Origin of the sequence: Labrys methylaminiphilus subsp. lupini (genome assembly GCF_051161885.1) — a bacterium.
Taxonomy (GTDB): Bacteria; Pseudomonadota; Alphaproteobacteria; order Rhizobiales; family Labraceae; genus Labrys.
This window is the reverse complement of sequence record NZ_JBMDIH010000002.1, coordinates 889,901-914,530: the sequence shown is the minus strand read 5'-3', so window position 1 is coordinate 914,530 and position 24,630 is coordinate 889,901. Positions and strand designations below refer to the sequence as shown.

Here is a 24,630-nt window from a genome sequence, read left to right as displayed (position 1 = left end):
CCAGCCCATGAACCTCGCAGGTGTGCAAATATATTTTGGCGGCGCTCTGTGATCACTCCCGGTCGGGAGATAGGACGCGATCTTTGATCGAACCTCACGGTAGCGTTATGGCTTGATCCCATTCGCTTCCAGCAACATAGATCCCGGCGAGTTCCTCCATAGCCGCCTGGTCGGCGAGGTCGAAGCGCCCCGCGACCGGGCTGTCGAGATCCAGCACCCCCAAGATCCGGTCCCCCCGCATGAGGGGCACGACGAGTTCGGATCGGGAAGCCTCGTCGCAAGCGATGTGCCCCGCAAAAGCGTGCACATCCTCGACCAGAACCGATAGGCCGCGTTCGACGGCACTTCCGCAGACGCCGCGCCCGACGGCGATGCGCACACAGGCAGGCTTACCCTGGAATGGCCCGAGCACCAGCTCCCTTTCGGAGCGCAGGAAATAAAAGCCGGCCCAGTTGAGCTGAGGCACCATCTGAAAGATCAGGGCCGAGGTGTTGGCGGCATTTGCGATCGCGTCGCGCTCTCCATGCAGAAGGGCACCGAGCTGCGCGGCGAGATCATGATAGAAGTCCGACTTGTTGTCGCCTTGAATAGCCGTTGCCTGAAAGCTCATATCGATCGTTTCCCATATGTGCGAGTGAATCTGCCGGCCTGAGAGCGTGCCGCCCTACGGCCGAGCGAGACCCGACCGACCTTTGATCACCGATACCGCAACAAAGGCAGGACGCTAGCGCCAAGCCTGCAAACGAGGTGCTCCAAATAATTAATTGACAAAATCTATAGATTATAAATTGTTAATGGCGCAACAAAGGGATCGCAATGTCTGGCTTGAAGATTGTCGGAATATCCGGAAGCGTGAGGCGGCCGTCCCGGACGACTGCCCTCGTCCAGAACATCCTGGACAGACTGGGGGATCTCGGTGCCGTTACCCTGCTGGAACTTGTCGACGAAGCACCGCATCTGTTCTCTTCGTTGACGGCTGCAACCCTCTCGGATCGTGCCGCTACGGTTGTCCAACGCGTAGAAAATGCAGACCTGCTGGTGGTCGGCTCGCCCGTCTATCGCGCTTCCTACACCGGCGCCCTCAAGCATCTTTTCGATCTTGTCGATTATCGGGCCCTGCGCGGCACGCCGGTCGTCCTCACCGCCACCGGCGGTACTCCTTTGCACGGCCTGATGACCGAGCACCAACTTCGACCGCTATTCGGCTTTTTCGGTGCCCGCACGATCTCGACCGCCGTCTACGCACTCGATGCCGACTTCGATGACTACGAGCTTACCAGCCAGGCCGTGCAGGAGCGGATCGATCGGGCTGTGGTCGAAGCCCGGCAACAACTCACCCTACCCGCGCTCGCCTCGCGCCCTGCCCCGATCCGTCTTTCGGTCAATGCCTGAACCTCTCCGCCCCTCCCAGATCCAGGATAAGCCAATGTCGTCCAACCCTTTGCCACGCGAGCGTGAACCACTGAAATTTGCCTATTGGGTTCCAAATGTGTCTGGCGGACTCGTGATCAGCAATATCGAGCAGCGCACGAGCTGGGACATCGATTACAATCGCAAGCTTGCCCAGATCGCCGAAAACAACGGCTTCGACTACGCGCTCAGCCAGATTCGCTTCACGGCGGGCTACGGCGCCGACAACCAGCACGAGCCCGTGACCTTCAGCCAGGCCCTGATCGCCTCGACCGAGCGCCTGAAGGTGATTGTAGCTCTCCTGCCGGGGCCGTGGAATCCGGCCGTCGCCGCCAAGCAGATTGCGACGATCAACAATATCTATGGCGGCCGCGTCGCGGTGAATGTGGTGAGCGGCTGGTTCCGGGGCGAGTTCACGGCCATAGGCGAACCCTGGCTTGACCATGACGAACGCTATCGCCGTTCGGAAGAATTCATCCGCGCCTTGCGCGGAATCTGGACCCAGGAGAACTTCACTTTCCGGGGCGATTTCTACCGTTTCACCGACTACAATCTCAAGCCCAAGCCGATCGACCCCCAGCCGGAAATCTTCCAGGGCGGCTCCTCGCGGGCGGCTCGTGATATGGCGGCCAGGGTCTCCGACTGGTATTTTACCAACGGCAACACGCCCGCCGAAATCAAGAAGCAGGTTGACGACATTCGCGCCAAGGCGGCCGCGAATGGCCATTCCGTCAAGGTCGGCGTCAACGCCTTCGCCATTGCCAGACAGACGGAGGAGGAAGCCAAATCCGTCCTGGCCGAAATCATCGCCAAGGCCAATCCTGATGCCGTGCACGGCTTCGCCCATGAGGTGAAAAACGCCGGCAAGGCCTCGCCCGAAGGCGAAGGCAATTGGGCCAAGTCCTCCTTCGAGGACCTCGTGCAGTATAATGACGGCTTCCGTTCCAATCTGATCGGCACGCCGCAACAGATCGCCGAGCGCGTCATCGCCCTCAAGGATGCGGGCGCTGACCTTATTCTCCTGGGCTTCCTGCACTTCCAGGAAGAGGTGGAATATTTCGGCAGGCACATCATCCCACTGGTGCGTGAGCTGGAAGCCGAGCGGTCGCTGGCTGTCGCGGCCGAATAGTTCATCAGCCCGCGGCTGGCAGCCTCTCCTTCGACGGCGTCACGACGCTCGCGCAGGTAAGCCTGCTTGTCCGCCCCGCTGAGATATTTACCATCATCGGGCTTAACGGCGCAGGCAGGAATTCGCACATCAACGTCATCTATAGGCGGGACAGCAGCCGTAGACGTGACCTTGCGCCTGCACACTACGAAACTTGAAGATAGGAAGCCTATCCTCGACATCTGCCGCTACCTGTTCCATCGGCGGGACAATGCCTCCCAATCCTGAGAGCAGAAGAACCATGAGCAGCGCCTCCCCTCCAGCCCCGTTTTCGATGCCTCGTTGCAATTCCAGTATCCTCGTCTGATCGCAAAACGCTTCAGGCTCGATTTGCCGTGGAGCGATTGACGGGCCATTCTCCGACATCCCGTTGGACATCCGAGGTCTCCCCTTCATGCCGATCCTGATTCTCCGCCTCGTCACCGCATGGGCCAGCGTCGCCGCTTTCCATTTCCTGGCGGACCCGCTTTTGGGTCATCTCGACACGCCACTTGTCGCAGTGGCGGTCTTCCTGTGGCTCCTGGCTGTGATCATGTGGACCGCCTTCGGCGTCGTGCACGAGGCGGAGGTGCTGGCACATCGTCTCGGCGAGCCCTACGGCACATTGATCCTAACGCTCGCGATCGTCATCATCGAGGTCGCGCTGATCTCCGCCGTGATGCTGGGCGCCAAAGGAGCCCCGACCCTCGGGCGCGACACGATGTTCGCGGTACTGATGATCGTTCTCAACGGGGTGGTCGGGCTTGGTCTTCTACTCGGGGGCATGAAGCATTTCGCCCAGCGCTACAATCTGAAGGGCGCGGCATCCTATCTTGCGATCATCATTCCGCTGGCCGTCATCCCCCTGATCTTGCCGAATTTCACCACCTCCGTCAGCGACGGCTCCCTGACGCGCTTCCAGGCGATCAGTTTCTCGATCTTCACGCTCATGCTCTATGGCGCCTTCCTGGTGCTTCAGACCGGCCGCCACGCCGAGTTCTACCGCGAGCCGTCTGCGGAAACCGCTCCAGTACAAGAGGAGGACACGGGGATCCAGGAGGCAGCCGACGACGGCCCGATCGTGCCCCATCTTCTCCTGCTTTTGCTGAACATCCTGCCGATCGTTCTGCTGGCGAAAAGCCTGGCAAAAGTGCTCGACTTCGGCATCGCCCGCCTGGGCGCCCCGACAGCGCTCGGCGGCATTCTGATCGCCATGATCGTGTTTACACCCGAATGCATCACGGCTTTGCGGGCCATTACGGCCAATCAGCTACAGCGGGCCATCAATCTATGTCTCGGTGCGGCGGCCTCGACGCTGGGCCTCACTGTGCCGGCCATCCTCGTGATCGGTCTCCTGACCGGACAGAATGTGGTGCTCGGGCTTTCAGCGACCAACATGATATTGCTGGCGATGACGCTGATGCTTTCGACGCTCACCTTCACAGGCACCAGAACGACGATGCTTGAGGGCGCAGTGCATCTTGGCGTGTTCTTCGTCTTCCTGGTTCTGGTCTTCAGCCCGTAAGAGGCATGGCCCGCCTGTCTCTTGCGCAAGCCGACCCGCCAACGGCGAGCATATCTGCAGTCGTGGCGGAAGCGCTCCTCTTCTGTCATGACAAAATAAGGCCTCCAGGCGCCCGTCCATCTCACGGATGATAGCTTCTCCCCTGTCCGGCTCTCCGACGAGCCTGGCGACCTGGCGGATCTGTCCGCGCACGCCCTGGAGACCCTGCAGGACATCGTATTCAGCGACATTCATGCCCACACGATGCAGCAGCAGCAGACGTTCATCCGTACACATGTTGATGGAGACGACGCGTTTGGGTGGTGGAGACGCAGACACCGGAGTCTCGGCGCTGGCTTGTCCGATACCAGACATCGCGAGGACCAGGCAGGCCACCAGAAGGTGGACGCTGCTCTGGTCGGACCCCGAGATCGGCGCATCAAAACGCCCGCACCCGAACACCGCCATAGACCCCGAGGCCCGGCTGAAGAAAACCAATTGGTTCCTGATAGCGACGGTCGAACAGGTTATCGACGCGCGTGTAGAGATTGATCTTGTCGTTCAGATCATAATCGGCCGCGAGGTTCACCGTCGTGTAGCTGGGAGTTCGCATGCGTCGGATCGAGAAATCACGGTTACCGTCGACCCAGGAACCGACGAAGAGCAACGTGGCGGAGAGGTGGAGCTGGTCGATCGGCGACCAGTTCGCCTGCAGGCTGACCTTGTGCCGCGGTCGCCTCAGCAATTCCTGGTTCTCGTCCTCGTCCTTGGCGATGGTGAAGGTGTAGTCCGCCCTCAGATCGAGCTGATCGTTCACCTTCCAGGCGATGAATGACTCGTTGCCATGCGTTTCGGCCCTGCCGATGTTGATATTGGTGGTGAAATCGGCATTGGCCATGATGAGGTTCTTGATCTTGTTGTAAAAATAGGTCGATCCAACCCGAACCTCGCCATCGAACAAGGGCTGTTCGAAACCGACATCATAGCCGGTGCTCTCTTCCGGCTTCAGGTCGGGATTGGCGTAGAAACCAAAGGCTGGAAAACTCTGATAGAGCTGGCTCAAGGTCGGTGCCTTGAAGCCCGTGCCGACGCTGGCCTTCAGTTGGGTTCCGGTCTGATCGAAGGTGTAGGTCGGGGCGAGGCGATAGGTGAAGTGACCGCCGAAACTATTGTAATGGTCATAGCGAATGTTGGACGCCACGGTGAAGCCCTTGAAGAGGTTTGCTTCCAACTGGGCATAGGCTGCGTTGTCGACATCCGAAGCCTTGAGATTTCCCAGATCCAGGCTGAAGCGCTCGTGCTCGACGCCGAGCAGCACCTTGTAATTGTCGCTGAGGGCAATCTCCTGCCTCAGGTCAAACTTCAGCCGTTCGCCGGTTGCCGCGCTCGGCGCCGTGAAAGTCACCGGTGGATAGACGTTCCGGCTCCATAGATTGCTGTAGGAAACGCCGAATATGGTTCGGTAGCGATTATCGAGCGAATGCCAGATACCCTCGGCACGCGTGAACAATTGATGGTTCAACAGCCAGGTGCGCGAAGGGTTGGGCGCGCAAAAGCACGCTCCATAGCCGTCGCTGGTGAAACCGAGCTTGGAGTCGGTGTAGCGGGCAATGACATTGACGGAGAAATTATCCGTCAGATCGGCACCGACCCGGCCGGAATAGGTGTAATTGTCATAGTAGTTGGGGCGCGCGACGGTGCCGGATACGAGAAGTTCCCAGGGCGTGACCGGCGTGTCCGTCGAACGAAAATGCTCGATACCGAAGGTATAGTTGAAAATCGAAGCCGAGCCGCTCACTCCCGCGCGTTGATTGAACGTGCCATGTGATCCGCCTTCGACACTGGCCGTCAGCTTGGGGGCGCCTGAGCCTTTCTTCATGGTGATCGAGATGACGCCTCCGATGGCGTCGGCGCCATAGAGTCCGCCTTGCGGTCCACGCAGAATTTCGACGCGCTCAATGTCACCGGTCAGCAATTGGCCAAGATCGGCGGCAGCATTGGGAACGGCAGGATTGGAAACATCGATGCCGTCGATGAGCACCTTGACATGGTTGGAATTGGTTCCGCGCATGAAGATGGAGGTCTGGGTGCCCGGGCCGCCTGACTGCACGAGATTGAGGCCGGGCACGGTGCTCAGTACGTCTTTGACGGTGCGCCGCTGCTGTTTGGCGATGTCATCTGCCGTGATTACCGTGATCGAACTGCCTATCTGACTGGCGGGTGTCGGCGTCAGCGTGGCAGAATTGACATAGACCGGATCCAGTTCGATCGGCTCGGGCGGTGTTCCCGCACTCTGCGCCAGAGCATGCGTCGCCAGAATGCAGGACGTCCCAACGATGCCGGCTGGACACCTCCAAAAACCCTCGCGCATTTGCGGCGAATGTGATTCCGTGGGGCATGGTTCGTGGAGACGATCATGGCGTCGAAGGTTCCAGGGCTTTTCGATTTTGACGAACGACTGGCCGAGCTTTCGGCCAAGGGCGATGACCTGGAGCGCTTGAACGCGGTCGTGGATTTCGAGATATTCCGGCCGGCGCTGGAGGCTGCGGTTCCGCGAGCCGACCGCTCGAAGGGCGGTCGTCCGCCATTCGACACGGTGCTGATGTTCAAGGTCCTGATCCTTCAGACCATGCACTCGCTATCGGACGAGCGGACCGAATATCTGATCAAGGACCGCCTCTCGTTCATGCGCTTTCTCGGCCTGTCGCTGAGCCACGGCGTGCCGGACGCCAACACGATCTGGACGTTCCGCGAGGCGCTGAAAAAGGCCGACGCCGTCGAGGCGCTGTTCGTGCGTTTCGACGAGGCACTGCGCGCCGGTGGTTTTCTAGCGATGCGCGGCCAGATCGTCGACGCCACCGTCGTGGCCGCGCCCAAGCAGCGCAACACGAAGGACGAGAAGCAGGCGATCAAGGAGGGCTGCATCCCGGACGCCTGGAAGGACAAGCCGGCAAAGATCGCGCAGAAGGACCGCGAGGCGCGCTGGACCGTCAAATACACCAAGGCCAAGCCGCAGGAAGATGGAACCAAACCGGTCGATCTGGCGATCCCGGCCTTCGGCTATAAGAACCACGTCTCCATCGACCGCGAGCACGGCCTGATCCGCAAGTGGACGGCAACCGACGCCGCTGCACACGACGGCGCGAGACTGGGCGAGGTGCTCGACGCGAGGAACACAGCGAGCGACGTGTGGGCCGACACGGCCTACCGTTCGGCCAAGAACGAGACGATGCTGAAGGCGCGAGGGTTTGTCTCGCGCCTTCACCGTAAGAAGCCTAAAGGCAAGCCCATGTCCGAGCGCACTCGCCGTGCCAACGCGATGAAATCCAAGGTTCGCTCCGCCGTCGAGCATGTGTTCGCTCAGGAGAAGGGACCGATGGCGCTCGTCGTGCGAACCATCGGCCTGGCGCGGGCGAAGGTGAAGATCGGCTTGGCCAACCTCGTCTACAACATGAGGCGCAGCGTTTGGCTGATCGCCAGAGCGGCGGCCGGATGATCTAAAAGACGGCGGGAACGCCGTTGCGCGACGCTCTCGGGCCTCGAATTGACCGTTCATCTGCGACAAAACTCGCCCACCGCCGTCGGCGCCATCAATCGCGCACGCTACTTCAACCGAAAACCCGGTTATTGGAGGTGTCCGGCTGTCAAAACCGCGCGTTGCAGGCGCGAAATAGTCGAGTCCATGAAGACCTCAAGCAGGATAGCCAATGGCCGTCACTGCGATTGAAGTCCCTCCCGCTGCCCCATAAGGACATCTGGATCGACCACCATTGAGGACCCCCGCCCAATGTTACCGCGCGTGACCATTGTGACGGCAGGTCTCCTGGCTCACGGGTCGTCGTACGCCTCGTCGCCTTCCCGGGCCTGATCCCAGTGGCATGTAACGAAGGACTCACCGCCTACAGTTGCGGGGGCAGCCGCGGTTCGAAATGATTTCTCACTTCTCCGCGTTCCCTATTATCCCCGAGGGGAACCGTCGACGTGACGCTAGGGTGACAGGGTCGCAACTGTCAAGCACTGGGAATCCCCGTCCTGTGCAATCCTGGACGATTTCAGGGAAAGCTTGAGCTCCATCTACCTGGCTTGGATCGTACTCGCCGGCCCTGCTGGAGCCGGCGAGATCGGGATCGTCATTAGACCGAGGTGACGAACGTCTATGACGCCTTTTTCCTTCTGCCCTTGCTTGGGGCGGGAGGCGGCGGTGGCTCGCTCTTGGCTTTCTGGCGCACTTGGCCAAGGCCGAGTTCCCTTGCGAGGCGAGAGCGATGAGCCGAATAGTTTGGTGCGACCATGGGGTAGTCGCTGGGTAGCCGCCACTTTTCCCGATACTGCACCGGCGTCAGGTCATAGGCTGTTCGCAGATGCCGCGTCAGCGATTTGAATTTGCGACCGTCTTCCAAACAGATCAGATGATCCGGGGTGACGGACTTCCTGATCGGAACGGCAGGCGTCAGCGGTCTGTCCGCTTCAACCGGCTTTGGACTATTCAGACCAGTAAGGCTTCCATGCACCGAACGGATCAGATCCGCGAGGGAAGCTGTGGCGACCTGATTGTTGGCTACATAGGCGGAGACGATATCGGCGGTCAGGTCGAGCAAACTCGTGTCTTCTTCAAGCATGTTCAATCACTTTCTTGTTGTGTTGATATCGAAGTGAGTGACGTTTTTCTTTATGAGCGCAGCATTGTGGACCCGATCGCTGCGCCATCTTGGATTCTCAGGCAATTGCGGGCCAGTGTAAAGGACGCTCCGTAAACAATCGAAGTCCTCGCCACCACTATTTTGAGTTTTCTCGAATTTTGCTTCCACCAGCGGCTCTCTTTGAACAAATCCAGATAAAAGAGGGTCGTCTGAGAGCATTCGATTTACATCGGCCCGTTCCCGAACGAAGATCAATCTCCTCAAGACAGACAAGCTGCCACGCCCATCCGCCGGGGTTCATGCCAGCAACGTTCCTACCTTTGGAGAAGCCCACGGTCGCAACCTCACGCAAGGGGCACCCTGGCAGAAACAGCGGCGTTCGTGTGCAATGACTTGCTTACGCTCCCGAAGCGTGGCGTGGTTGGAGCGAGTGTTTTGCATCGGATCATCATGCGGCGGCAGCGCAGCCGACGGCTTCACATGCCCGCCGGTCGCTCATTCCCTGGGTTCGACCGGATGTGCTGACGGCTTTCCGCGCGACAGGGGGCGTCACCATTTCTTTCCCACCAGATCTCTCCGCGACATTGTCGAACATCACATGCGCTAGCATCGGTTTGAGTTCGGCGTTCTCATCCCTTCATCTGCCTGGCCAGCGATACATTCATGCCGCCGTATTGCGCCTTCCACTTGTAAAATGCTGGCGTCACCGATCCCATGATTCCGGCAGGGCGCCGAGATGGTGACACAGCGGATACCGTATCGTCGGCGAGCATCTCTGTCGTTGTGGCGCTCCCATACAGAATCTGGCCTACAGCGCATCCTTTGTTTCAGATGATATGCATACCCCATCAAAGCTGGGATCAAAGATCCAGGATAATCCAATCTTGATCCCTATCCTGCATTGCTATTGGCCACACCTTCCGGCATCGATAAAATTTACCGAATTCTACGCCAATCGACTATATTTCCCGCAACACCTTTCGGCCAATAAAGACCGATGAGAATAGCAACCATCCACGACATTTTTCGTTCCAGCGTGCTCGGCATGCCGGAAGCCGATCCCGTCATTGGCCACTGGTTCTACAATCGGTTCCTTCAGATTTTGCGACCACTTCGCGTCGAGGTCGAGCGTGTCTCGATCCTGGCGGACGGCGGCCCCACCCTGCTCGAGGATCTCGCAGCACGGCATGGTTGGCCGCGGGACAAAAGTGGCTGGGCGCATGTCTTTTCCCACCCTGACGTCAGCAACCTGATCATGCCGACACTTGCCCGGCTTCGAGCCTTTGATCTGGTGCTGGGCTTCGAGATGCCTCCCAATCTCATACGTGGTCTGCATGCACACGGACAAAGACTGATCGATATCTCGATTGATCCCATCCGCTTCTGTGAGGATTTGTTCTTGCGAATGCGCAGCAACGATCCCGTGCTCCAGACGTTGCTTGCCGAACAATCCGTTCCGTCAAAACAGATTGCTGCCGGCGCAGCAGACCTTAGAGCCCGAATTCAGCCGCTCCCTGCCCAGCCGGAGGCAATCGTGTTCGCAGGACAAGTTCCCGATGACAGCAGCCTGATTGCCGGGAGCCGCATTCAAAGCGCAACGCCTTTTGCCCATCGATTGAACGAGATCGCTGCCGGACGCCAAATTCTGCTAAAGCCGCATCCCTATGCTCCTGGCAATCCCGATCTTGCGACGCTGCATCGCGCCTTGCCCAGAAGCCGCTTTACGCGCGACAACATCTACGCCTTGATGACGGCTCCCTGGCTTGGGGCAGTCGTCACTCTTTCATCAAGTGTCGCGACAGAAGCCATGTATTTCGACAAGCCCGCCAGCCGGCTGATCGACCCCGATGTGGAGTTTGTCGAACCCGGCGTGGTTGGCCCGTTTCAGCGCATCGATGGCAGGGCTTCGAGCGCTCCCTTCTGGGGGGACCTGCTCAATCAAGCCGTTCAAACGCCAAGTCTTCCTTCCCCAGGTCTCCCGGTGCGTCGTCTATTCGGGGCGAACTGGGGGCTTCCGCCGCCCGCGACGGCCACTGCCCTCTCGCCGCTCTCGCGAGGCGAAGCAACGACGAATATCCAACCCTATTGCGTGTTCGGCTGGAGCGGAACAGAACCGGATGGCGTCTGGAGCGACGGCATATTGGCTGTTCTTCAGGTACCTGCCTGCAATGACGGGACGGCAACGACACTGGTTCTGACACTCAGCGCCTTTGTACCGGATGCGGATCACCCACAGGAACTGGTTATTTCTTCACAACCCGTCGGCCTCACCGAGAAAATGGTATTGGCAACCGCCGAAACGTGCGAATTGCAGATTGCCCTCCCACCGGCCACGGCAGGTTCGATACTGGAAATTTCGATCGGCATGGACACCGCGATTAGTCCCAAGACGCTCGGCATCAATTCGGACGAACGCCGCCTTAGTATAAAGCTGCATCGAATGGAGCTCATCTAAGACCTGCCGTAACATGCCACTGAGTTGTCAGGCGTCGGCTGCTATTTCAGCCGGTGCGACACCAGACTGGGTATTGGTGTCCCGTCCTTTTCAGGCCGTCGCGGTTGGCGGCCTTACGATCGGCATCGAGAAGCGATGCCGCCATGGATGCACGCCATGGGCGTTTCCAAAATGACGATCGCAACTACAGCGATAGTCCAACCGGACGATGTTCAGCGCGCGGCAAACGCTAGCGTGGCCAATCAATGCTCTTGGCCTCCTATGTCGGCAGCAGAAACAAGAAGTCCCAATTCGCCAACTCAAGAATAAGTACAGCGCTGAAATCCGAACAAGCCTTGTGACTGCAAGCAGCAGACTTGTGGCCTGTGTGGTTTCGTATTGTCAGTGGAGGGAGGAACAATGAAGCGTAAAGCAGCCGCAGTCGCTGTTATCGCCGGAATCACGTCAATAAATGCAGCCTTAGCCAGCGATCTTCCTGCGGAAAAAGGGAGTGCTGTCGAATATGTGAAGGTCTGTTCGCAGTTCGGCAAAGGCTTTTTCTATCTGCCCGGTTCCGATACCTGCCTCAAGATCGGCGGTGACATGCGTGCAAGCTACCGCGTCTACGGTGGCACCGGGTTTGGCAGAAACGATGATCGCTCGGCGTTCAATGCCCAGATGCGTCTGTCATTCGATGCCCGCACCCAGACGGACTACGGTGTGCTGCGCTCCTATGTCGAAACCTGGATGGACAGCCATCCCATCAGCCAGCAGGGCCGTGGCGGCAGCTACAACCCGAACAGCTTCGTCCTCTGGCGCGCCTTCATCCAGTATGGCGGATTGACCGCGGGATATGCCCATTCCTTCTTCGGCTTTTACGACGCCGAATACGGATATTCGGTATTTGCCAACTACTTTGCCAATAACGCCAGATCCAATCTCATCGCCTATACGGCCGAACTCGGTAATGGCTTCCTGGCGACCGTATCAATCGAAGACGGCCGGGATCACCGCCAGATGAGCACGCTCACCAGTGGCGGGCAGCTTCCCATCAAACAGGGCGGGCAACGCCTGCCCGATCTCGTCGGCCAGTTGCGATATACCCAGGACTGGGGATCGTTCGCCGTTCAGGCCGCTGCCCATGAGTTTCGCACCGCAGAGGATGTAACGCCCAGGCAGAGCAAATTCGGCTGGGCCGCCGGCGCGACCGCCCTGATCAACATACCGGCGATCAAGGGCTACCTCATCATCGAAGGCCAATATGCCGACGGTGCCCTCAACTATCTCGGCGGCAATCTCACCTGGCTTGCCCAATCCGACTATTTCAGAACGAATTCGGGGCAGATACGGAGCGGCAAGGGGTGGTCGGTAACCGCCGAACTGTCCGCCCGCCTGACACCGTCGCTGAACCTCGATCTCATCGCATCCTACTACGACGCCAAATATGACGGCGTATTCGCAAACACCGCTTCGTTGGGGAACAGTGACCTCATCCTGACGAGTTCACTGGTCTATTCGGTCACCAAGGATCTTTCGATCACCCCGATGATTTCCTATGAGACGGGGCGCGTCAGCGGCGGCAAGATCGCATCAGGGCCCACCAAGGGCTTCGATCACTATAATCTGTGGTTCGGCGGATTGCGCATCAAGCGCACTTTCTGAAGCACCTCCTTCCAAAGACAATCATCCCGTGCAGCAAGGTGGCGGCAAAGCATTGCCGCCACTCGCTCTCTTCTGCGGCTGTCTGCCTTTGTAGCCGCTTGAGAAAAGCCGTGCGATCCTTGCTCTGGCTTTTTGGTTAGGCAGGCCTCTGCGATTTGAAGTGGGTTCAATCAAATCGCAAAGACGCGCAGGGAAGGCGCAGACCTTCTGCAGCCATCCGGCCCTGTCGAAAGCATCTTATGCCGGCACCGTGTAGCCGTCGGAGAGAATAATGGGCAGATGCGTCCAGCCATTGTCCGGCAGACGCATCCAGGCGCCGGCGGTGAGAGCGCCCCCGTCGACGACGATCGTCGATCCGCTGACCCAGCCCGAAAGCCGATCCGAAGCCAGGAACAAGGCGGCCCCCGCCGAGTCCGAAGGGGTCCCGAAGCGGCCGATCGGGAACCAGCGCTTGAGATGATCCTTGTTTGCCGCCGGCACTCTGGATGTCGCGGTGATCTGCGCCGTATCGGTGGTTTCCGGCGCCACGGCGTTGACGCGTATGCCGTGTTGGCCGAGTTCAACCGCAAGACTTTGCGTAAAGCCGGTAATCGCAGCCTTGAAGGCGGAATAGACCACGGAAAGAGGAATGCCGCGAAATGCCTCTATGGTAGAGACATTGACGATACTACCGCCATCGCCGCTCATCTTCAGGAGCGGAATGCTGGCCTTGGTCACAATCAGCATATGCAGCAGGTTGACTTCATAAAGTGCCTGCCATTCCGTCTCGGACGAATCCACGAATTCCGATTTGAAGCCGAGATAATCTCCGACATTGTTGACCACTATGTCGAGCCGCCCGAAGCGCTCCTGAACCCGACCGAAAAAAGAGGCAACATCGGCGCTCTTGCGCACGTCGAACTGCTCGACGAGACAGTCGCAGCCCATCGCCTCCAGCGCCTGGCGAACATCCTTCACGCGCTGCGGATCGATCTCCGCGACCGCCAGCCGCATGCCTGCCTGGGCGAACAGCTCGGCAATGGCCCGCCCGATGCCGGCGCCGCCGCCCGTGATCACCGCGACTTTATCCTTCACCCCGAGTATCGACATCTCATCCGAGGAAATCATGCCTTGGTCACTCCCACTGCAATAACCGCTTGTTAACACGCGGAAAAGCGGGTCTCCGCCACCACCGTCAGGGCTCGGCGTGAAAGCAGCCAGCGCCCCCGCGCGCGTTCGAATTCGTCGTCGTACCGGATGGTCATCTCGTAACACATCCGTTCCCTGGCCCCGGTGCGATAGAAATGGCGCGCATGGCAGTAGGTTTGTGCATTGGCGCGATCACCATCAAACACAGGAACCATGCCGACGACGGCATGATGCGTGTGCTCATAGCGGCTTCTCACGATTTCAGGCACGGTGGCGAGCTCGGCACGCCCCGAAAAGCTGCCAGCCGGCGTCACCAGCACACCTCCTTGCGTAAATTGGGCGGCAAACAGCGCGCCGTCACCCCTATCGACCGCCATGGCATAACGCTCCGCCAAGAGGCGCAGTTCGACGCTCGCCAGCGTCTCGGCTGCAGCGTCGTCCATGCTCATGCAGAAGGCTTGACCTGTTCGACGATTCTCCGGATCGCCGCGCGCACATCATCGCGCGCATAGCCCAAAAGCCTCGTCTCCTCTGCATCCGGCTCATAGGCCAGGACATTGCCCCGCCCCGGCACGATGAATGCGTCCGGCAGGAAGGGATGTTCTTCATCGCGTTCCTCGAGACGCCGATCGCTTCCCACCGCATCGAAGACGAGTTGGAAGAAGGCGCGAAAACTCAGATTCTGATCGCCGACAAGATAGGCCTTGCCGGGCTGGGCGTGTTCAAGCGCGCTCTCGATCGCCTGGCAAAGCGAGCGAACGGACATGTAGTTCGTGCCGCCGGCTGGTGCAAAATCGGGAATTTGCGGCATGTCGCCCTCGGCCCATTTCACCAGGGTCTGATAGCGCCGCGCCGAAGCACCGGGCATCGCCCCGACAATGGAGGGCGGATTCAAGGTGCAGACATTGAAGCTCGACCCCGCCAGGGCGCGGGTACGTTCATCGGCGAGCTTACGGGCCCGGACATAGGCGTTGGTATCGGCCAGGTGCGGCATGACATGATGGTAATAGCTGCCGAGCTGAACCAGGCGCCTGACGCCTGCCTTCTTGGCCAGAGCGGCAAAGGCGGGCACGCCGTCGATCTGGGTGCGGCGCCAGAACTCGTTCTCGTCCTCTTCCTTTGGGACATGGCGGATATCATTGCCGGCAGCGAACAGGATCGCGTCGAACGAGGCAAGGTCCTCCAGCGCAATGCCTCCGCTCGTATAATCGCCGACGATCACGGGAAATCCGGCCAGCAGGGATTGCGTCGCCACGGGCTTGCGCGCGGCCAGGACGACTTCATGCCCGAGTGCCGCCAGATGGAAGGCGGCGTGGCCGCCAATCATCCCTGTTCCCCCGACAATGAGTATCTTCACTGAATCTTCCCGCTCGGCTCAAGAGACCTGATTGAAGGCCAGGCTGCACCCGTGCCCAATCCATGAAATCGTCCATTTGGACTATCGGGTCCAAAAATCCGACGCGGTGATCGATTGCCCGCCGACGACCTGCTCTCGCACGTGCAACAATTCCTCGTCCAAGCGGACGATGCCCTAGGCAAGGGGCTGTGGCTGGTTATCGTACGGAGCAAGCGGAGGAAACGCATATGCACGTCCAAAAAGGCCGGTCCACGGTCGGATATCTGGTTGCAACTCTGGCCATGACGTCAGCATTGACACTGCCGGCGAGCCCTGGCAGAGCCGAAGAGGCATTCAAGGTGGGCGGGGTTCTATCCCTTACCGGAGGCGGCGCTCCCATCGGCAAGACGGCGGAGATGGGTTGGAAACTTGCCATCGAAGACATCAATGCCGCCGGAGGGGTGCTCGGCAGGAAAGCGGAACTGGTGCTGGGCGACACGATGACCGACCCGACCCACGGCGTCAGCGAGGCCCGCCGCCTGATCGAAAACGAGAAGGTGCAGATTCTGGTCGGGCCCGTCACCAGCCAGGAGACAATGCCCATCGTCCCGGTATCGACGGAGAAGGATATTGCCCAGGTCACCACGGCGGCGTCGACCCAGCTTACGCCCGAAATCGGGCCGTTTCATTTCTCGAGTTCCGTGACGGGCCTCAACCAGATGAGGCCCTCGATCGACTATGCGCTCGACGTGCTCAAGCTCAACAAGCTCGCCCTGATTTCGGACAATGGTGGCATGTCCAAGGCGGCCATCGCCGAGATCGTGGCTTATCTCAAGTCTCGCGGTGTCGAGCCGACCGCCGTGCAGGAATTCGCCTTCCGCACCGAAGACATGACCCCGCAATTGTTCCAGATGCGCGATTCCGGAGCGGAGGCGATCCTGCTCATTAATTCGCTGAGCGACGACTCGCGCAAGCTCCTGGAAAATCGTGCCGATATCGGCTGGAACGTACCGGTCTTTGCGAGCCAGACCATGACCAATTATGCCGTCGGTATCGCGGAAGTCGGCGGCAAGGACCTGTTCAACGACGTCTACAGCGTGCAGTTCGTCGGGATGACCTATTGCCCGAGCGACAAGGTCGGCACCTCTGCCTTCGCCAAATTCGCCCAGCGCGCCCGGCAGCAGGTGGCCGACATCGATCGCATGGGAGGCCCTTCGGCTCTCATTCCCTATTACATCCAGCCACTCGTGCTCGCGGCCGCCATCAATGGTTCGGGTGCCTCCGACGGCAAGGCCATTGCCGCATGGCTGCAGGACAATGCCTCCAGGGTCGACTTGCTCATCGGGCCGATCCAGGCCAGCGCAAAGAGCCATTTCCTGCCGGCCCCCGAATCGATCAAGGTAGTGAAGAACGTCTATCAGCCCCGCGAGGATGGCCTGGTCGAGCGAGCCGATTGCCGTTCGTAGCGACACACCGGGAGCTATAGCGATAGGACCAAGTGGGAGGGCCGGGCGCAAGACCGGCCCTTTTCTGTGCGCGCGGTACATGCCTCTTGCCTTTTTTGCATTGCGTCAAAAAATCAACGTACTACCTTTAAATTTGACAGTACGTTGATTTAATGACATTGTCGTCAGATAGTCATTTCGCATTCGGGGAGGAAGCGCAATGATCACGCAAGAGGGACTTTGCGTGAGCCCGGCCGGCTCACGGATTGGGACCGGCACCCGGCCGCTTTCCTTCTCCCCGCCTGCGCCACCCGACCCACAGCCCGCCTGAGCAAAATCAAATCTCGACCATCCTATCAGCCGATGCTCTGGCATGAGCCGCGAGCATACGCGCGCACGCCTATTCATATCCGGGGAGTTTCGAATGACCTTTCATGCCCGTTCGATTGTGGAATTTGGCCGTTTCCTCAATGGGGTGTCCGAGGCCATTCTCAATGGCAAGCCGCTGCGTCATTCCCTGGAATTGATCAGGCAGCAATTCGACGCCTACGCCACTGTCCTGGTCATCGACGATCGCAGCCGCACGGAAGAGACCTATTACGTCTTCACCGAAATCGCCGAGCGCATGACCGATGCCTCGGGCACATTGCTGAGCCGGCCGGCGCAATTGTCCTATCTGACGGAACGATGCCGTCCATTGTCCGTCACGCTTCTCAACGAAGACGGTTCCGTGCGCTACACGCTTTGGGTGTTTCGCGATCGCATGGCGGCAGGCTTCGACGACGATGCCAGCTCGGTATGCGAGATTCTCCTGTCGCAAATCGTGCGCAGCGTAGAGACCACCTGGAAGATGGGGACATCGGAAGTCGAGCGCACATTGTTCTCCCATGTCATGGACCGCCTCTATGTCGGTGTCGTCATCCTCGACCATGCCGGCAAAGTCATTCGCATGTCCGAGACGGCCCGACGCGTCCTGGAAGCCCGCGATGGTCTCCAACTGCGGGCCAATCGGCTGAGGGCAAACTCGACAGGTGAAGACCGGGATCTGCAGAAGCTCATCAAGGACGCCCTGGAGCCCGTTCAACGGGGGCAAGGCAGTGCCCCGCGCGGCCTGTCGCTGACCAAGCAGTCCGGCCTGCGCAATCTCGGCGTCATCGTCCGCCCCATTCGCGGCAGCCAGGACAGCGCCGCCGCGGCGAGTTCGGCCGTGGCTGTCTATATCCGCGACCAGGAGGCCAATCACAGCGTGGAAGGCGAGCTGGTTCGGCAGATCTTCGATCTCACGCCGGCGGAAGCCGCCGTCACGCGTCAGCTCACTGCCGGTTTCTCGCTCGAAGATGCCGCCAGTTCCCTGGATATCAGCCGGAACACGGCGCGTGCGCATCTGCGGTCGATCTTCTCCAAGAGCGGCATTACGCGCCAGTCCGAGCTCGTTCGCCTGGTCCTCAACAGCGCCGTCATTCTCGGCGAACCCCGACAAATCATGTAAAGAGGTCCGATCGCAGTCATTTTCGAGAGGGAAGCCGCTCCGGTTGCCGGAGGGCGGCTTTACGTTCCACGAGATGGCACGAAAGCGATCGTCGGTGTCACAATCGTTTCAGATCAGCGTGTCTAGCAAATCCGACGTGTAACCCGGCCCCTGCTCCGCCCTGCCCTGCTTGACCCTACGCACCCAGGCCGGGTCGGCCAGCAAGGCCCGGCCGACGGCCAGAATATCGAATTCACCACGTTCGAGAGGCTTTTCGATCTGCGCCAGGGAAGCTGCCCTCGCCGCATTCAGGCCGGCTCGATCCAGTCCCGCCCCGCCGACGGCGATGACGGGCAGGCCGGCTATTTTCCTGGTCCAGCCGGCCAGCGTCATGTCGCCCTCCTCCGGAAAGGCGGGTTCCCACAGCCGCCGCGTCGAGCAGTGGAACAGGCTGACGCCGGCAGCGGCGAGCGGCTCGAGGATATCGGCAAGCTCGGCAGGCGTCTCGGCCAATCTCGCCTTGTAGTCCTGCTGCTTCCATTGCGAGTAGCGAAACGAAATGGGAAGGTCAGGCCCGACGCGGTCCCGGATGGCCTTGACCACCTCTACGGCGAAACGCGTCCGGTTTCGGCGGTCTCCTCCATAGCGATCAACACGGCGATTGGAGGTGCCCCATAGGAATTCGTCGATCAGATAGCCATGCGCCCCATGGATCTCGATCCCGTCGAAACCGATTTTGCGAGCAGCGCCGGCCGCGTCCGCAAAGGCTGCGATCACCTCGGCGATCTCTTGAAGCGACATTGGCCTCGTCGCTTCGGGATGGCCGGTAAACGCATTGAGGTTCTGCGATGGGCCCACGCCGGGCACGCCCGGTTGGGGGCCCATGGAGGAATTGCGGAAGCTGCCCGTATGCCAGAGCTGGGGAATGATCTTGCCGCCCACGGCATGAACGGCCGCGCAAACCCTGGCCCACCCGGCAAGCGCCGCCTCGCCGTGAAACCAGGGCACACCTTCGTAGCTGGGCGCCGTTGGATGGCCGATATAGGTGGCCTCGGTGATGATCAGCCCGACCTCATTCTCGGCCCGCCGACGGTAATAGGCGGCTACCTGGTCGTGCGGCACACCATCCAGACAGAAATAGCGAGACATCGGCGCCATCGCGATGCGATTGGCAAGCGCGAGGTTTCCCATGGCGAACGGCGCGAACAGCCGATCCCTTATGATGCCGTCAGCGCACGCGATTGCCACGGACTTCATTGCCTCTGCGCATGGTTTCAATGAAGGCCTCGAGCGGAGCGGGCTCCGGCAATCCTTCCTTCGCTGTCGAGCGAGCCCAGAACTCCTTCCAGGACGGGAACAGGTCGTGGAAGGAGCCGTCATAGGCGTCACGATCAGGCCAGCGCATCTTGCGCGGACCGGTGGGAGGCTTGTTGAGGTCGGTGGCGTACCAATAGAGCGGCTGGCGGCGGCGGAACAACCAGCGGCTGTCGCGGCGTTCATAGTGGTCGTAATACATCATCTGCATGATGACCCACTCGCCGCTGCATTCGTGCTCGTTCTTCGAATAAACGATGCCGACGGCGTTCTCGGTGTCGATGAACTCGATGATCGTCGATCCAACGTGATGCGACGTGCCCTCGAATTGCTGGCGCATCGTCTGGTCCAGCCAATTCCGCAAGGCTACGCGCCCCTGCCCCTGGCTGCCGACCTTGACGTCGGGCACGAACAGGCAAGCCATCGCGTTCATGTCGCGCATGTCGAGTGCCAATGAATATTTGGAGATCAACTGGCGGATCTCCTCGCGCGATTCCAGCCGATCGAGCCGCGCCAATATCGTTTGATCCATGGCCTGTTCCCGTCTCCAGCATGGCGGCTCAGAAATAGTAGCGGCCCGCGATGTCGGCGACACAGCCGGGCTTTGCCGTACCTTTGATTTCCACCGCCACCCGCAAGGTCGTCTGCACCGCATGGCCCGGCAGCAATTCGGCATTGATCAATTGGGCGCTTGCCCTCACGCGCGAATTGACTGGGACGGGCGCGGGAAAACGCAGCCGGTCACAGCCATAATTGATGGCCATGGTCATGCCCTCAGCCCGGAAGAGGTCGGGAAGGAAGGCATTGATGAGCGAGAACGTCAGATAGCCGTGCGCCACGGTGCAGCCGAACGGGCCGTCCTTGGCTCTCTCGACATCGACATGGATCCACTGGTGATCGCCCGTCGCATCGGCAAACATGTCGATACGCTCCTGATCGATGGTCAGCCAGTCGGTCTCCCCCAGCTGCCGACCGATCGCCGCCACCGCCTGCTCGGGCGAAGAGAAGACAAACCCCATCGTCACGCCCTCTGGCTGGAAACGGAGATGACCTCGCCGACCATGTAGCCGGCATAGTCGCTGGCCAGGAACATCATCACATTGGCGATCTCCCACACCTCCGCCGCACGGCCGAAGGCCTCCAGGCTCGCCAGGGCATCGAGCTGCTCCTGCGGCGCCGAGCGCTTGAGGAAGTCATGCATGGCGATGGAGGGGGAAACCGCATTGATGCGGACGCCATATTCGGCCGCTTCCACCGCCGAGCAGCGCGTGAAAGCCATGACCCCGGCCTTGGCGGCCGCATAATGCGACTGGCCCTTCTGGGCGCGCCAACCCAGCACGGAGGCGTTGTTGACGATGGCACCGCGGCCGCGCGGCTGCATCTTCCTCAGCACCGCCCGGGTCATGCGCATGGTGCCGGTAAGGGTAACGTCGAGCACGAGGTTCCATTCCTGATCCGTCATCTCGATGACCGGCTTGAGACCGCCGAGGCCGGCATTGTTGATGAGCACGTCGATGCCGCCGAGCTTGTCCTCGGCGGTATCGACCAGAGCCTGGACCTGCTGCTCATCGGTGACGTTGCAAATCTGACTGTAGATTTCGACGCTCGGCGAATAGTGGCGCAGTTTCTCGGCGGCTTCGGCAAGGCGGCGCTCATGAATGTCGGAGATCATGATGGCGCGGCAGCCTTCCTCGATGGCCTTGCGGGCCGCGGCGAAGCCGATGCCGACGCCGGCCGCGGCGGTAATGAGCACAGAACGCCCCTTGAGCAGGCCATGGCCCGCCACATAAGCAGGCACTGGAATGGAATTGGCAGAGGTCATTTCCTAGGCATCCTGGAATTGGCTATTTCTTGAAATCGGCATCGCGCTTGGCGACGAAGGCGTCGCGCGCCTTCTGTGACTCCCGGGTGAGGTAGGCCTGTGCCGTGAAACCCTGTTCCCAACGGTATTTCTGCTCCAGGTCACCATCCTCGATGCCGTTCAGTGCCTCCTTGGCGAGGCGGATCATCACCGAGCTCTTGGCCGCGATCTTCCTGGCAAGATCAAGGGCCGCCGCACGCAGATCTTCGCGCGGAACGATCTTCTCCACCGCGCCCAGGCGATAGGCCTCGGCCGCATCGATCGGCTCGCCGGTGAAATACATCTGCCGAACCTTCTGAACGGGGAAGAGGCGCTGCAGATGCGCCCCGGCTCCCAAGGCCCCCCGGTCGACCTCGGGCACGCCGAACGTGGCGTCGGGCGAGCACAGGATGATGTCGGCCGATCCGCAGATGCCGATGCCACCACCCAGGATGTAGCCATGGGCAGCCACGATCACCGGCTTCAGGCCACGGTGCACGGCACGGAAGGTCTCCCAATTGCCGGCATTGACCTCGGGGATCCGCTCAGGGTGTTTTTGCAGCTCCTTGATGTCGACGCCGGCGCAAAAACCCCGGCCTTCGGCGCGGATGACAATCACGCTAGCCTGCGGATTGGCGTTGAGCCCGTCGATCGCCTGCGCAAGCGCGCGCCAGCCAGCGCTGTCGAGGGCATTCACCGGCGCGTTTTCGATCACCAGTTCGGCGATGCCCTCCTCGATCCGGATCCAGAATGGCTCGCTCATCGAAATTCTCCAGTCAGTTGGCGGCGACGCGTGTCGAGATGGCATCGAGCCGGGTCTGCGCCTCGCGCACGATACGGGCGATCAATTCTTCGCAGCTTTCGATCCTGTCGATCATGGCTGCGGCCTGGCCAGACGGCAGCAGGCCGATCTCTGCATTGCCGTCCACAATGCCCCGTCGCACCAGTGTCGGCAGGTTGGGCGCCATAACGGTCTGGGCAAAGCTGTTCTGCCCGCTCGACAGCACCTTGAAGGCAAGCTTGGCCATGCCGGCAAAGCCAAGACCGTTCTGCCGGCTCCACTGGCTTGCATATTTCAAGCTCATGGCGAGCCTGGTCGGCAGGCTCATGCTTTCCAGCCGCCGGATCTCGGCATTCTCGATGAAGCGTTGCGGCAAGCCGTCGACCGCGGTGGTGACACGGATCAATGCCGGATCCTTGGTCGCCAAATAGCGATCGAGCGCCGAGCGCGGCACGGGAGATTCCCGGGTCATCAGGAAGCGGGTGCCCATGGCGATGCCGACGGCCCCGTAGCCGAGGGCGGCGGCAAGGCCACGCCCATCGAAGAATCCTCCCGCGGCGACCACCGGCACCCTTACCGCATCGAGGACCTGCGGCAGCAGGATGGTCGTCGGAACCGCGCCGGTGTGGCCGCCGCCCTCGCCACCCTGGACGGTGACGATATCGGCCCCGAGTTCGACCGCCTTGACCGCGTGCTTGACGGCGCCGACGGTGGGCATGCAGACCACGCCGGCATCCTTGAGCCGCTTGATGGCCTTGGCATCGGGGCCGCGGCCATAGCTGACGGCGCGCACCCTGTGCTTGATGACCGCCGCAATGACTTCCTCGGCATTGGGTTGAAACATATGGAAGTTGACGCCGAACGGGCGGTCCGTCTTCGCCTTGATGGCCAGGATCTGGTTCTCGACATTCCCCGGCTCGGCGGTCGCTCCTGCGAAGAAACCGAAACCGCCGGCATTGCAGGTGGCGGCGGCCAGGCCGGCATCGGCAACCCAGCCCATGGCCGTCTGCACCACCGGATAGCGGCAACCCAGACGTTCGCACAGGACGGTATGCAGGCTCATGATCGGTTCTCTCTGGTACGATTGCAGCGACCACCCTGGGCGGCCGCGCTGCTTCACTTCAGATGATGCATTGCACAATCGGAAACATCGTCTGAATGAACTACCGTGGAAATCAGTAGAAGACCCGCCCGCCATTGACCATCAGCGTCTGGCCGGTGATGAAGCGTGACTTCTCGCTGGACAGGAAGATTACGGCATTGGCGATGTCCTCCGGCTCGCTCAGTTCGCCCAGGGGGATCATGTTGCGCGCGCGCTCATAGGCATCCTTGGGAATGCGCTGCATGGCACGCGTATTGGTCGGCCCGGGGCAGACGGCATTGACGTTCACCTTGAAGGGGCCCAGCTCCCGGGCGAGCGCACGGGTGAAGCCCAGCACGCCGGCCTTGGCGGAGGCATAGTCGACGGTACCGATATCGCCATTCATGGCCGAGTCCGATGAGATCGAGACGATCTTGCCCGAACGGCGCTCACGCATGTCACCGACCACCTGCCGCGAGCACATCAATGTCGTCATCAGCGACACGTTGATCACGAATTGCAGCGTCTCGGGCTTGGCCTGCCAGAATTCGGAATAGTTTTCGCGCGCGGTCTGGCCGATATTGTTGAGCAGGATGTCGACTGCTCCCATCTCGCGCTTGATACGGGCAAAGCTGTCGACCACCGTTTCCTGGTTCGTCATGTCACCGACCAGGGGCAGAATCTTCGCCTTGTGCGCACTGGCCAGTTCGGCGGTTTCGGCCAGCGCATCGGCCTCCCGGTCGAGGAGGGCAAGATCGGCCCCCTCCTGTGCATAGGCAATTGCCGCAGCCCGGCCGATGCCGTTGCCGGCCCCCGTCACCACGGCGATCTTGCCGGTGAACTGCCTGTTGTCGGTCATGTCTTCCTCCCTGTCTATTTTCTGCATCAGCCGCCGTGACGGCCGAAAAGTGTCAGCATCGTGTAGGATGGATCATCGCCACCCGGCCTGCCGGGCGGACTGGCAGCGGCGAAATCGCCATAGGCCTCGGCCTCGACGGCACGTTTGGTCGACCAGTCGAGGGTGATCGAGCGCCTGGCGAAGCGCCAACGCCCATCATCGCGCCTGTAGCGATCGAGGCTCCGGCTGCCGGTGATCACCTCATGGGCATTAGGTCCGTGGGTACGGTGATAGTTGATCTTGTAGACCTCGCCCTCGGCGCGGTCGCCGGCTATCTCGAAGCTGGCATTGACCACGTAATGGGCAGTGGCAGCGTAGGTCGACAGGGCCTTTTCGACGAAAGCCACATAGGCGCCAGGGCCACCGGCAAACATGTCGCCGTGGTCCTCGACGGCATCGTCGTGATAGAGGCTGCGCAGCAGGTTGAAATCCCGCCGGTCGATGGCGCGCGAATAGGCCGTCACCAATTGCCGCAAAGCCTCGCGTGCAGCCAGTTCCGCCGGCTCCGCCTCCCGAATGGCCATCCCGTTCCTTCCTTCCGC

At 60.5% G+C, this 24,630-nt stretch carries 22 protein-coding genes and 1 riboswitch; of the genes, 8 read left to right on the top strand and 14 right to left on the bottom strand.

Annotated features, from left to right (window positions below; all coding sequences use genetic code 11):
• Positions 1-94 precede the first annotated feature (94 nt).
• Positions 95-610 carry a GAF domain-containing protein gene (locus ACN6KF_RS29905; RefSeq protein WP_434960515.1) on the bottom strand — a complete coding sequence of 172 codons (516 nt, stop codon included), beginning with the start codon at positions 608-610 and terminating at the stop codon, positions 95-97.
• A 215-nt stretch (positions 611-825) separates the two neighbouring features.
• On the opposite strand from ACN6KF_RS29905, the gene msuE reads away from it, so the two are divergent.
• The 3 genes from msuE to ACN6KF_RS29890 all read left to right on the top strand — a co-directional run bounded on the left by msuE (position 826) and on the right by ACN6KF_RS29890 (position 4,082).
• Complete coding sequence (gene msuE, locus ACN6KF_RS29900; RefSeq protein ID WP_434961344.1) at positions 826-1,392, top strand: FMN reductase; 567 nt, start codon at positions 826-828, stop codon at positions 1,390-1,392.
• Between the two features lie 34 nt (positions 1,393-1,426).
• Entirely contained in the window at positions 1,427-2,539 is a 1,113-nt protein-coding gene (sfnG, locus tag ACN6KF_RS29895; protein WP_434960514.1) for a dimethylsulfone monooxygenase SfnG, read from the top strand.
• A 433-nt stretch (positions 2,540-2,972) separates the two neighbouring features.
• Positions 2,973-4,082, top strand: coding sequence for a calcium:cation antiporter (locus ACN6KF_RS29890; RefSeq protein ID WP_434960513.1), 1,110 nt, complete (start codon positions 2,973-2,975; stop codon positions 4,080-4,082).
• A 418-nt stretch (positions 4,083-4,500) separates the two neighbouring features.
• On the opposite strand, the gene ACN6KF_RS29885 is transcribed toward ACN6KF_RS29890, so the two are convergent.
• Complete coding sequence (locus ACN6KF_RS29885) at positions 4,501-6,432, bottom strand: TonB-dependent receptor plug domain-containing protein (RefSeq protein ID WP_434960512.1); 1,932 nt, start codon at positions 6,430-6,432, stop codon at positions 4,501-4,503.
• A 45-nt stretch (positions 6,433-6,477) separates the two neighbouring features.
• On the opposite strand from ACN6KF_RS29885, the gene ACN6KF_RS29880 reads away from it, so the two are divergent.
• On the top strand, positions 6,478-7,557 hold the full coding sequence (locus ACN6KF_RS29880) for an IS5 family transposase (protein WP_434960511.1): 1,080 nt from the start codon (positions 6,478-6,480) through the stop codon (positions 7,555-7,557).
• A 300-nt stretch (positions 7,558-7,857) separates the two neighbouring features.
• A riboswitch (cobalamin riboswitch) is annotated at positions 7,858-8,054 on the bottom strand.
• 161 nt (positions 8,055-8,215) lie between these two features.
• Here ACN6KF_RS29880 and ACN6KF_RS29875 read toward each other — a convergent pair.
• Positions 8,216-8,680, bottom strand: a complete 465-nt coding sequence (locus ACN6KF_RS29875; protein ID WP_434961343.1) for a Ros/MucR family transcriptional regulator — start codon at positions 8,678-8,680, stop codon at positions 8,216-8,218.
• A gap of 1,018 nt (positions 8,681-9,698) precedes the next feature.
• Between ACN6KF_RS29875 and ACN6KF_RS29870 the strand changes: the two genes are divergently transcribed.
• Both ACN6KF_RS29870 and ACN6KF_RS29865 read left to right on the top strand, forming a co-directional pair.
• A complete protein-coding gene (locus ACN6KF_RS29870; protein WP_434960510.1) occupies positions 9,699-11,156 on the top strand; it encodes a hypothetical protein in 1,458 nt (485 codons plus the stop codon).
• 399 nt (positions 11,157-11,555) lie between these two features.
• Positions 11,556-12,797: a porin gene (locus ACN6KF_RS29865; RefSeq protein ID WP_434960509.1), complete on the top strand. Its 1,242-nt coding sequence runs from the start codon at positions 11,556-11,558 to the stop codon at positions 12,795-12,797.
• Positions 12,798-13,034: 237 nt separating this feature from the next.
• On the opposite strand, the gene ACN6KF_RS29860 is transcribed toward ACN6KF_RS29865, so the two are convergent.
• Genes ACN6KF_RS29860 through ACN6KF_RS29850 form a run of 3 tightly spaced genes read right to left on the bottom strand, consistent with a single transcriptional unit; the run spans position 13,035 to position 15,282 of the window.
• Positions 13,035-13,904, bottom strand: coding sequence for an SDR family NAD(P)-dependent oxidoreductase (locus tag ACN6KF_RS29860; protein WP_434960508.1), 870 nt, complete (start codon positions 13,902-13,904; stop codon positions 13,035-13,037).
• 32 nt (positions 13,905-13,936) lie between these two features.
• Complete coding sequence (locus tag ACN6KF_RS29855; protein ID WP_434960507.1) at positions 13,937-14,374, bottom strand: nuclear transport factor 2 family protein; 438 nt, start codon at positions 14,372-14,374, stop codon at positions 13,937-13,939.
• Positions 14,371-15,282: an NAD-dependent epimerase/dehydratase family protein gene (locus ACN6KF_RS29850; protein WP_434960506.1), complete on the bottom strand. Its 912-nt coding sequence runs from the start codon at positions 15,280-15,282 to the stop codon at positions 14,371-14,373. Before ACN6KF_RS29850 ends, ACN6KF_RS29855 begins: the two co-directional genes overlap by 4 nt.
• 281 nt (positions 15,283-15,563) lie before the next feature.
• On the opposite strand from ACN6KF_RS29850, the gene ACN6KF_RS29845 reads away from it, so the two are divergent.
• Positions 15,564-16,727, top strand: coding sequence for an ABC transporter substrate-binding protein (locus ACN6KF_RS29845; protein WP_434960505.1), 1,164 nt, complete (start codon positions 15,564-15,566; stop codon positions 16,725-16,727).
• 403 nt (positions 16,728-17,130) lie between these two features.
• Complete coding sequence (locus ACN6KF_RS29840; protein ID WP_434960504.1) at positions 17,131-18,195, top strand: helix-turn-helix transcriptional regulator; 1,065 nt, start codon at positions 17,131-17,133, stop codon at positions 18,193-18,195.
• 108 nt (positions 18,196-18,303) lie between these two features.
• Here ACN6KF_RS29840 and ACN6KF_RS29835 read toward each other — a convergent pair whose 3' ends face one another.
• The 8 genes from ACN6KF_RS29835 to ACN6KF_RS29800 all read right to left on the bottom strand — a co-directional run bounded on the left by ACN6KF_RS29835 (position 18,304) and on the right by ACN6KF_RS29800 (position 24,612).
• Entirely contained in the window at positions 18,304-19,422 is a 1,119-nt protein-coding gene (locus ACN6KF_RS29835; RefSeq protein ID WP_434960503.1) for an NADH:flavin oxidoreductase, read from the bottom strand.
• Entirely contained in the window at positions 19,403-20,020 is a 618-nt protein-coding gene (locus ACN6KF_RS29830) for a nuclear transport factor 2 family protein (protein ID WP_434960502.1), read from the bottom strand. Before ACN6KF_RS29830 ends, ACN6KF_RS29835 begins: the two co-directional genes overlap by 20 nt.
• A gap of 28 nt (positions 20,021-20,048) precedes the next feature.
• Positions 20,049-20,507 carry a MaoC family dehydratase gene (locus ACN6KF_RS29825; RefSeq protein WP_434960501.1) on the bottom strand — a complete coding sequence of 153 codons (459 nt, stop codon included), beginning with the start codon at positions 20,505-20,507 and terminating at the stop codon, positions 20,049-20,051.
• Between the two features lie 2 nt (positions 20,508-20,509).
• Positions 20,510-21,310 carry an SDR family oxidoreductase gene (locus ACN6KF_RS29820; protein WP_434960500.1) on the bottom strand — a complete coding sequence of 267 codons (801 nt, stop codon included), beginning with the start codon at positions 21,308-21,310 and terminating at the stop codon, positions 20,510-20,512.
• Between the two features lie 22 nt (positions 21,311-21,332).
• Positions 21,333-22,091 (bottom strand): enoyl-CoA hydratase family protein, encoded by a 759-nt coding sequence (locus ACN6KF_RS29815; RefSeq protein WP_434960499.1) that lies wholly within the window; start codon positions 22,089-22,091, stop codon positions 21,333-21,335.
• Between the two features lie 13 nt (positions 22,092-22,104).
• Positions 22,105-23,172, bottom strand: coding sequence for an NAD(P)H-dependent flavin oxidoreductase (locus ACN6KF_RS29810; RefSeq protein ID WP_434960498.1), 1,068 nt, complete (start codon positions 23,170-23,172; stop codon positions 22,105-22,107).
• A gap of 112 nt (positions 23,173-23,284) precedes the next feature.
• Entirely contained in the window at positions 23,285-24,049 is a 765-nt protein-coding gene (locus tag ACN6KF_RS29805; RefSeq protein ID WP_434960497.1) for an SDR family NAD(P)-dependent oxidoreductase, read from the bottom strand.
• Between the two features lie 26 nt (positions 24,050-24,075).
• Positions 24,076-24,612, bottom strand: a complete 537-nt coding sequence (locus ACN6KF_RS29800; protein ID WP_434960496.1) for a nuclear transport factor 2 family protein — start codon at positions 24,610-24,612, stop codon at positions 24,076-24,078.
• Between the last annotated feature and the right edge of the window lie 18 nt (positions 24,613-24,630).